3 protein-coding genes are annotated in these 9,837 nt (G+C 46.4%); 2 read left to right on the top strand and 1 reads right to left on the bottom strand.

Annotated elements, in window-relative coordinates:
* A partial coding sequence (locus WR49_RS19320; protein ID WP_046225105.1) for a tandem-95 repeat protein occupies positions 1 to 8,303 on the top strand: 8,303 nt, incomplete at its 5' end.
* Positions 8,304 to 8,460: 157 nt separating this feature from the next.
* Positions 8,461 to 8,823 (top strand): hypothetical protein, encoded by a 363-nt coding sequence (locus WR49_RS19315; RefSeq protein ID WP_046225104.1) that lies wholly within the window; start codon positions 8,461 to 8,463, stop codon positions 8,821 to 8,823.
* A 113-nt stretch (positions 8,824 to 8,936) separates the two neighbouring features.
* Here the strand turns inward: WR49_RS19315 and WR49_RS19310 are convergent, their stop codons facing one another.
* Positions 8,937 to 9,833 (bottom strand): sigma-70 family RNA polymerase sigma factor, encoded by an 897-nt coding sequence (locus WR49_RS19310; RefSeq protein WP_017058416.1) that lies wholly within the window; start codon positions 9,831 to 9,833, stop codon positions 8,937 to 8,939.
* Positions 9,834 to 9,837: the final 4 nt, after the last annotated feature.

Here is a 9,837-nt window from a genome sequence, read left to right as displayed (position 1 = left end):
AAGCATCTGATGTGGAAGGTGATGACCTGACAGCGAGCGGCCTAAGCGTTAGTGGCAATGCCACTGTTATTCAAAACGATGACGGCAGTTTCACCATCACGCCCGATGAGAACTTCAATGGCGACATTGATATCAGCTTTGATATCTCCGATGGTACCAATACGGTTCAAGCGTCAGCAGACTTAACCGTTAACCCAGTTAACGATCTACCAGTGCCTCAAGATCAACAGTTCAGTATTGCAGAAGACGGTACTTTACTGTTCACAGACGCGGATCTGCTTACAGGCGCGACAGACGTTGAAGGTGATAACCTGACGGTTGAAGGCATCACTTATGAAGGCACTGATGGCGTATTGACTGACTTGGGTGAGGGATCATATAGCTTTGCGCCAAACGAAAACTTCAATGGTGATGTGAACTTTAGCTTCGATGTGTCAGACGGTACGGATACCGTGTCTGCAAACATTGATGTTAGCGTGACTCCTGAGAACGATCCGCCTGTTGCGGGCTCAACGTCTTACACGGTGAATGAAGACAACTCGATTACCATTTCTGATGCACAACTATTGGCAACATCTTCAGATATTGAAGGTGATGTATCCATAGACAGCGTGACTTACTCTGGTAGCGACGGTGTCCTCGAAATCAATGGTAACGGCACTTACACCTTCTCGCCAAATGAGAACTTCAGCGGTGAAATTGCACTGGATGTGGTTGTTGCTGATGAAGATGGTGCGACTGACGTGACGACCGCGGGTATCAATGTTCTTGAAGTGAACGATCCGCCGGTTGCAGGCTCAACGTCGTACACCATTGATGAAGACTCAGTACTGACTTTCAGTGAGTCACAAGTGCTACTGAATGCTTCTGATGTAGAAGGGGATGTTGAGCTTGTTGGTATTAACTACAACGGCCCTGACGGTATCTTCTCGGTAAATGGTGACGGCACTTGTAGCTTCGCACCGAATGAGAACTTTAATGGCCAAGTTCAGCTTGATGTGACCATTCGTGATGAAGATGGTGCAGAGGTTGAAACCGTCATCAATGTTGACGTACTGCCAATCAATGATGTACCAGTATCCGGTGATTTGGCTTACAACGTTAACGAAGATGGTTCAATCACACTGAGCCAAGATCAGCTGTTGTCTCAAGCGTCGGATGTTGAAGGTGAAGACCTGACAGCCAGCAGCCTAACGGTTGGCGGTGATGCAACCGTTACTCAAAACGATGATGGCAGTTTCACCATCACGCCAGATGAGAACTTCAATGGCGACATCGATATCAGCTTCGATATCTCTGATGGCACTAACACGGTTCAAGCTTCTGCAGACCTAACCGTTAACCCAGTAAATGACCTGCCAGTACCTCAAAATCAACAGTTCAGTATTGCAGAAGACGGTACGCTTCAATTTACAGATGCCGACCTACTTACCGGTGCCTCCGATATTGATGGCGAAGACTTAACCGTTGAAGGTATTAGCTATACAGGTGGTGATGGCGTACTGACCGACCACGGTGATGGTACTTATACCTTTGCGCCAAATGAAAACTTCAATGGCGATGTGAACTTCAGTTTCGATGTGTCTGATGGCACAGATACAGTCAGCGCCAACATTGATGTCAGCGTGACGCCAGAGAACGATCCACCAGTGGCGGGCAGCACGTCTTACACTGTACATGAAGACAACTCAATCACGATCAGTAATGAACAGTTGCTCGCGAACTCTTCAGATATTGAAGGGGAAGTGGCAGTCGATAGCGTGACTTACACTGGCAGTGACGGTGTCTTTGAGGATAATGGTGACGGCACTTACACCTTCTCACCAAACGAAAACTTCAACGGCGAAGTTAGCCTAGATGTTGTCGTTACCGATGAAGACGGTACAACCGAATCGACCACCGCAGGTGTTACAGTACTTGAGGTTAACGATCCACCAATCGCTGGTTCAACCAGTTACTCCGTCAGCGAAGATGAAGTTATTACCATCAGTGCAGAGCAATTGTTGGCGAACGCTTCTGATATCGAAGGTGAAGTGGCGATTGATAGTGTTACTTACACAGGCTCAGACGGTATCTTTACCGACAATGGTGACGGAACATTCAGCTTCGCACCAAACGCTAACTTCGATGGCGATGTAAGCCTTGATGTTGTCGTTACTGACGAAGAAGGCGCAACCGTAGCGACCAACGCAAGCATTGATGTTCTGCCTGTTAACGATGCTCCGGTATCAGGTGACTTGGCATATAGCATTGATGAAGACGGGTCGATCACCTTAAGCCAAGAGCAATTACTTGCTCAAGCCGCTGATGTAGATGGCGATGACCTAACGGCAAGCAACCTAAGTGCAGGCGATAACGCGACCGTCGTTGATAATGGCGATGGTACCTTTACGGTGACACCTGGCACTGACTTCAACGGCAATATCGACCTAAACTTTGATATTTCGGACGGCACTGCGTCAATTGTGGCGAACGCCGACCTAACGGTAAATCCAGTCAATGACTTGCCAACGACATCTGATGTTTACGCAAACGTTGATGAAGACAACGTCATCACTATCACACAGGAGCAGCTACTTGCGAATGCCGCTGATATTGAGGGCGACGACCTTGTCGCTTCCGACTTAACCTTAGTGGGTGACGATGCAACGATTGTCGATAATGGTGATGGTACATTCTCAATCACCCCAAGCGAAAACTTTAATGGCTACATTGATGTGGCTTACAGCATCAGCGATGGTGACACACCGATTGCGGCTAACTTAGGCTTAACGGTTGATCCTGTTAACGATGCGCCGATTGTCTCTGCTGATGTGGCGATAACCATTGAAGAAGACGGTTCGTACACCATTACCCAAGAAGAGCTTTTACAATTCGCGACTGATATCGAAGACGATGATATGACCGCGATTATTGGAGAGCAGGGCGATGAAACGACCGTTATAGGAACGGTTCTAGATGCTGAAACGGGTAACCCAGTAGTTGGTGCAGACGTCACACTGACCGATAACGCAGGTCACTCATATACAACGGTAACAGACCAATCTGGTAACTATTCCGTGAATGGCCCTGTTGTTGACCAAGGTAGCGTTACTATTGAACAAGAAGGCTCAATTACCAGCAGTTTCCTTGTTCCAGCTGGTGAAGATACCAATGGTGGCGTGACGGCAATATCTGAAGTACTCGAAGAAACAGATATGCGTATCGTGGTCACATGGGGTGAAAGCCCTCAAGATATGGATAACCACTTGTGGCTTTACGATACAGAAACGGGCAATGAGTTAGACCATATCTACTACCGCGACATGAGCCACGACCTTGGTGAAGGTAATGTCGTCCAACAAGATGTTGATGATACGAATGGTAATGGTCCAGAAACCATCACTATTCCAAATTATCAAGATGCTGACATGCATTATTCAGTACACAACTACACCAACAGAAGTTGGGATGTAGATGGTGTTGAAGATGTGCAAGTTCAGGTGTTTGTTGGTGATACCTTAGTTGAAACCTTTACCCCAGAACTACCAGAAAACCCATCAGGCGAACACTGGCACGTATTTGATATCGTTAATGGCGTTGTGGTTCCAAGCCAAGATGTGGGTAGTGAAAACTCATTCGAGTTACCAACGTCAGAAGAAGTATTAGCGAATGTAAACGGCATTGATATTTCTGAATTACTAATGGGTGATGAAGGTGGCGACTCTGGTGATACGGGGGGGAACGAGCCGAGTGTTGGAGACGTCTCAATCGAGAATGCACTTATCACTGACAATGGTGACGGCACTTACACCATCACTCCTGAAGAGAACTTCAACGGTGAATTCTCAATTAGCTATAACGTGGATGACGGTAACGGTGGGGTTACTCCTGCGGAACTAGACGTCACCGTAACTGCAGTTAACGACCTTTCTGTTATTTACGACCACGACTACACCATCAATGAAGATGGCTCATTGACCTTTACTGACGAGCAGTTACTGGCTGGTACAACAGATATCGATGGCGACGGCCTCTCTGTTGAATCTGTTAACTACGAAGGCACCGATGGTGTGTTTACGGATAACGGTGATGGTACTTACACTTTCGCTCCAAACGAAAACTTCAATGGCAATATCGACCTAACTTACGATGTCAGTGATGGTACTGATGTTGTATCGGCGAATATTGATGTTCAAGTTGTTCCAATTAATGACGTACCGGTAGCTGGCTCTACTACTTACAGTGTTGAAGAAGACGGCAGTATCACCCTAAGCGATGCACAACTTTTAGCAAATAGCTCGGATGTTGAAGGGGAGGTGTTTGTCAGCGATGTAAGCTACAGCGGCACTGATGGTGTATTCACTGATAATGGTGATGGTACTTACACCTTTGCTCCAAACGAAAACTTTAACGGTGACATCAGTCTTGATGTCTCTGTTATGGATGAAGATGGCGCAACCGCTGAAACAACCGCTGGTATCGACGTCATTGCTGTTAATGACTTGCCAGTTGCAGGTTCAACGACCTACAGCGTTGACGAAGATAACGTGATTACCGTCAATGAAGCGCAGCTTCTTGCGAATAGCTCAGATATTGAAGGTGATGTATCCGTTAGCGACGTTTCCTACTCAGGCGCAGACGGTATCTTCACTGACAATGGTGATGGTACTTACAGCTTCGCACCAAATGAAAACTTCAACGGTAATGTCAGTCTAGATGTCACCGTTGCAGATGAAGACGGTGCAACCGCTCAAACAACTGCGGGAATAGATGTTATCGCAGTCAACGACGCGCCAGTGGCGGGCGACTTGGCTTACTCAGTGGATGAAGATGGTTCAATCACCCTAAGCCAAGAGCAACTGCTTGCTCAAGCATCGGATGTGGATGGCGATGATCTCACGGCTGCCAACTTAACCGCGGGTGACAACGCGACGGTGACGGCCAACGATGATGGTTCATTCACCATCACGCCGGATGCGGACTTCAATGGCGATATTGACCTAAGCTTCGATGTCTCTGATGGCGTTGAAACCGTGCAAGCGGGCGTTGATCTCACGGTGAACCCAGTGAATGACATCGCGGTGGTTGAAGATGTCGCTTACACCATTGAAGAAGACGGCTCGTTAACCTTCACAGACGAGCAACTGCTGGCGGGCGCGTCTGATATAGATGGTGATGAGCTGTCTATCACGGATGTGTCGTACACGGGCGCAGAGGGTGTGTTTACCGACAATGGCGATGGCACTTACACCTTTGCACCAAACGAGAACTTCAATGGCGAAGTAAGTCTGGACTTCTCAGTATCTGACGGTACAGAGACGGTTGATGCAAACATTGACGTAACGGTAACAGACGTTAACGATGCACCAGTGACAGGCGCTACGTCTTACCAAATGAACGAAGATGGCACCATCACATTGAGCCCTGAGCAGTTGATCGCCAACAGCTCAGATGTGGACGGTGACGTGTCGCTTGATAGCGTGAGCTACTCGGGTGCCGACGGTATCTTGGTTCAAAATGAAGATGGTTCGGTAACGTTCGCACCAAACGAAAACTTTAACGGCGACATCAACCTTGATGTGACGGTTATTGATGACGATGGTGCAACAGCGACCACAACGGCGGGTATTGAAGTTCTAGCTGTAAACGATGGGCCTGAATCTGAGGATGTGAAACTCACTACAGCAGAAGACAGCACCATTTTGATCACTCAAGATATGTTGCTGGCTCAGGCTACGGATATCGATAACACCGCAGATGAGCTGTCAGCTTCTGGTCTACAAATCGACCCTAGTTTGGGTGAGTTGTTAGACAACGAAGATGGTACTTGGTCATTCACACCGAACGAGAACTTCAATGGCGATGTACCAATGACGTTTAACGTTAGCGATGGCCAAGAGACAATTTCGGTCGACGGCAACATCGATGTTACGCCAGTGAATGATGCACCTGAAGCGCCAACGATTGAAATGCAAGGCGAAGAAGATGTGGTCATGGTGATTAACCCTGCTTACATTGCAGATCAAGTGACGGATCTTGATGGTGACGAGATCAGTATTGAGAGCATCACGGTTCGATCTCCTGCGAATGCGACCTTAACTCAGCAGCCTGACGGCATGTATCACTTAGTCACTACTCAAGACTTTAATGGCTTAGTAGAGCTAGGATATCAAGCAACTGATGGCGAAGAAGTGGTTGAGGGCTCACTGAATGTAGATGTGATTCCAGTTAACGACGCACCATTTAATGTCGGTAACGCAATGATGACCACAAACGAAGATGGCGCGTTCACCTTCGATGCTGGCGACTTGATGAACCTGTTCGGTGACATTGATACTACAGACTTGGTTGTTTCACGAATCATCAACGCAGACGGTGAAGATGGCGGCGAGCTCACTGACAACGGTGACGGAACTTGGACATTCACACCAACCGGCGACTTTTCTGGCACGTCTGATCTACAAGTGGTTGTAAGTGACGGAGAATTCGAAACGGTTCTTGATGTTCCTGTGTTTGTACGTCCAGTCGCAGATGGCGCGGTTATTACAACCGACCATGACGGTCCGTTAGTCTTCGGTGAAGATGAAACGGGGCACCTAGGACTGAACGTTGGTCTAGTCGACGATTCAGAAACGTTAAGTAACCTAGTGATGACCGGTTTCCCTGTCGGATTCGAAGTGACGGATGGTGTGAACACTGTGATGATCACCGAACCGGGTCAATATATAGACCTGTTCGAATGGGATATCTCAAACATTCAAATGACGCCTCCTGAAAACTTCAGTGGTGAGTTCTTTATCACCGTTAGCGCAACAACGGTCGATTACGGCGATGATCCAGAAGCGTTCCAAGATGGTATCGATTCAGGTGACTTCGAAACGGTAGCGGGTGACGCCATCATCTTAACAACTAATGAATTGATTGGCTTGGCTGAAAACGTGAATGCGGATGGTGATGATGAAGTGAAACTGGTTCATCTGGCAGACCGTAGCCAAGGTGAAATTATCGATAATGGCGATGGCACATGGACTTTCACACCGGCTCCAGGCTTTACTGGTGAAGCAGACATTGCTTACGTGATTGATAAAGATGGTGTGCTTCATGATGAGCAAACAGGCGTAGTCGTAAAAGAAGGCGATTCACAAGAGAATGCAGCACCAGAAGTTAACAGCATAACGACAACAGAAATGTCAGCGGACGCCACTTTGTCATTTACTGATGAAGACATGTTAGCGAACCTGAGCGATGCAGAGGGCGATAGTTTGAGCATTGAGTCGGTAAGCTTGATGGAAGGTCAGGGCGTGATAGAGAGTGATAATCAAGGTAACTATCAATTCACACCTGCTGAAAACTACACCGGAGATGTTCAAGTTGGCTTCATTGCGACGGATGGTGAAAATCGCATCGAGAGCTTTTTCAACGTAGATATTCAAGGTGGCGATGAAGCAACGGCAAGTGAAGGTTATGCCTTAGCGGGGGATGGTTCATTAACTATCACAGAATCGCAATTGGCGGATGAGTTAGGCGTTAGCGATACGGCAAACGTTGTCGATGTTGCAGACGCGAACGATGCTGGCTTCTTTGCGGAATCTGGCGAAGGTGAGTGGACTTACTGGCCGAACGAAGACTTCGATGGCAATTTAGCGATGAATGTTGAAGTTAACGACGGCGGTGAAGTATCAAGTCACAGCGTAAGCATCCAAGTTGAAGATGATTCAGTACAAAGTGATGAACCACAAGTTCAAGCGGCTCAAGCTACAGAAGAGCAACAAGTGGAAGTGGGTCAACAAGCTGATGACCAAGCTCAAGATGCTGAAACTGAAGACAGCACAGCAGATGTAACCGCGGCACCGGGCGATACTATATCTATCTCAATACCAGATGAAGTGATCGCTAACGAATCCGTTGATTACGCTGAAATGTCCGGCTTACCTGAGGGCTCGAATGTAAGTAATGCGTTGGATAACGGTGACGGTAGCTTTACAGTCAGTGGCAACTTGGAGCAGCCTGTATCGGTTGAACTTCCTGAGGGTTATGAAGGGACTAGCGAGATCCAGTTCCAAGGTTACGACGAGTTGGGTAGCTCAATAGACGGTGCAAGTGGTTCTGTTGCAGTTGAAGTCGATGATCAATACACCATGCAAGGTTCTACTCAAGAGCAGCAAGCAGACATGGCCGGTATGGAGTCTGGTAGCAGCGACTGGACAAGTTCAGGTGGTCAAGAGCAAGGCGTTGACTTCACGGACGACTCTGGTAGCTACGATTCAGATTCACAAACCGGTACCGACCAAAGCAACGATTTTGACCAAAGCTCAATTTAATTTCTAGAGCCCTGTGTTAATTTGCTTGAATAAAGCCATGTAGAGTTATCTCTACATGGCTTTTTTATGGTTCATGTGGATTACCCAGCAACAAAATCTTGAGAATTGATAAAAATGCTCTTAGCTATAATAAAGACGAAACAAAAGGAGGAACGACATGTATCGATATGTCAGTTCACCGCAAGCGTCAAAGTACATCGTGCCGCCCCCTCTACACCGCGAGTTGTCGAGTGTGGATGTGCCTGAGTCTGAATTGGAAATGCGGGAAATCTTAAATAATTGGTTTGCTGATGGCTTAGCTCCTATTATTCAAAGTGATGATCACTACATTTCGAAAAGCGACCAAATCCGCTTTGAGAAACTGAGCCATACTGTTGGAGTGTTATTGCGAAACAGAGATTATTATTTCGCAGCCAAACGAATTCTATCTGTGTGGGATCAAGAGTGTATAGAAACTACTTATGTCAATTACTTGCTATTACGCGGTGAGCGAGTTTTATATGAAGAGCACATATTGTAGTCATGAAGTTTCGTTGTCTTATTGACAATACTTGTTAGCGCCTACAACTAGTTATAGGCGACGAATATATTGATGAAAGCTTGATCTTGTGTCTGAGCAGGAAAAAGGTTTAATTACACCCAACCGTCAAATTGAAGCCGCTTTTGAATCCTCTCCACCGCCTCTTTTTGCATTTGTCTTACCCGCTCATTGGAAACATTGATATCGAGCATTTCTCCAACTTCAGATAATGTTTTTACCTTATTTTCGAAGAAGCCAAAACGATGAATAAGGACTTTCTGTAACCTAGGTGGTAACGTGTTTATGATTTGCTCTAATGCTTCTGTAAAACATTGATCCTCACAATCTTGCTGAGGATCTGGAATGTGTTCACATTCACATTGCTCTAAAACTAAAGGTACGTGATTGATACCAACCGTTGTTGTGACATCAATAAAGCCACTTAAAGCGACTAGTTGGTTAACACGTTCAGCTTTAATACCAGAATTTTCCGATAGCTCTGAAATAGAAACCTCTTTACTCATTTTTTTACTCATATTAAGTTTTTTTGATGCGAGGTTATTTATTTCTTTGCAAACGTGAGCCGGTAACCGAACAGTACGCCCTTTGTTCATCAATGCGGATTCGATGTTTTCGCGAATCCACCACACTGCGTATGTTGAAAACCGATAACCCGGATCAGGGTCGTATTTGTCAATGGCTTTGATCAGGCCAATGTTGCCTTCCTCAATGAGGTCCAACAACGTAAAGTTATTCCCTTTACGCTTCAGATAACTCTTGGCAACTTTTACGACAAGACGTAAGTTAGATTCGACCATGAGGTCACGAGCTTTTTTGTCGCCTGAACGGTTCAATTTTGCGTAATATAATTCATCTTCACGCGATAACAAATCGATGCCCACAATATCTTTCAGATAGTGAGCGTAGGGATCTCGACTTGCAGAAAAGTGGTCTTTAATAGGAGAATCATCTATAAATCCTGGGAACTTAGCAAAACCTTCATTGTTCATTTCC

Origin of the sequence: Vibrio sp. ECSMB14106 (genome assembly GCF_000972265.1) — a bacterium.
GTDB classification, from domain to species: domain Bacteria; phylum Pseudomonadota; class Gammaproteobacteria; order Enterobacterales; family Vibrionaceae; genus Vibrio; species Vibrio kanaloae.
This window is presented reverse-complemented; position numbering and strand designations above follow the sequence as displayed.

Coding starts and splice junctions, on each gene's coding strand:
- WR49_RS19315 (WP_046225104.1), top strand. CDS start 8,461: ATGTATCGATATGTCAGTTCACCGCAAGCGTCAAAGTACATCGTGCCG.
- WR49_RS19310 (WP_017058416.1), bottom strand. CDS start 9,833: ATGAACAATGAAGGTTTTGCTAAGTTCCCAGGATTTATAGATGATTCT.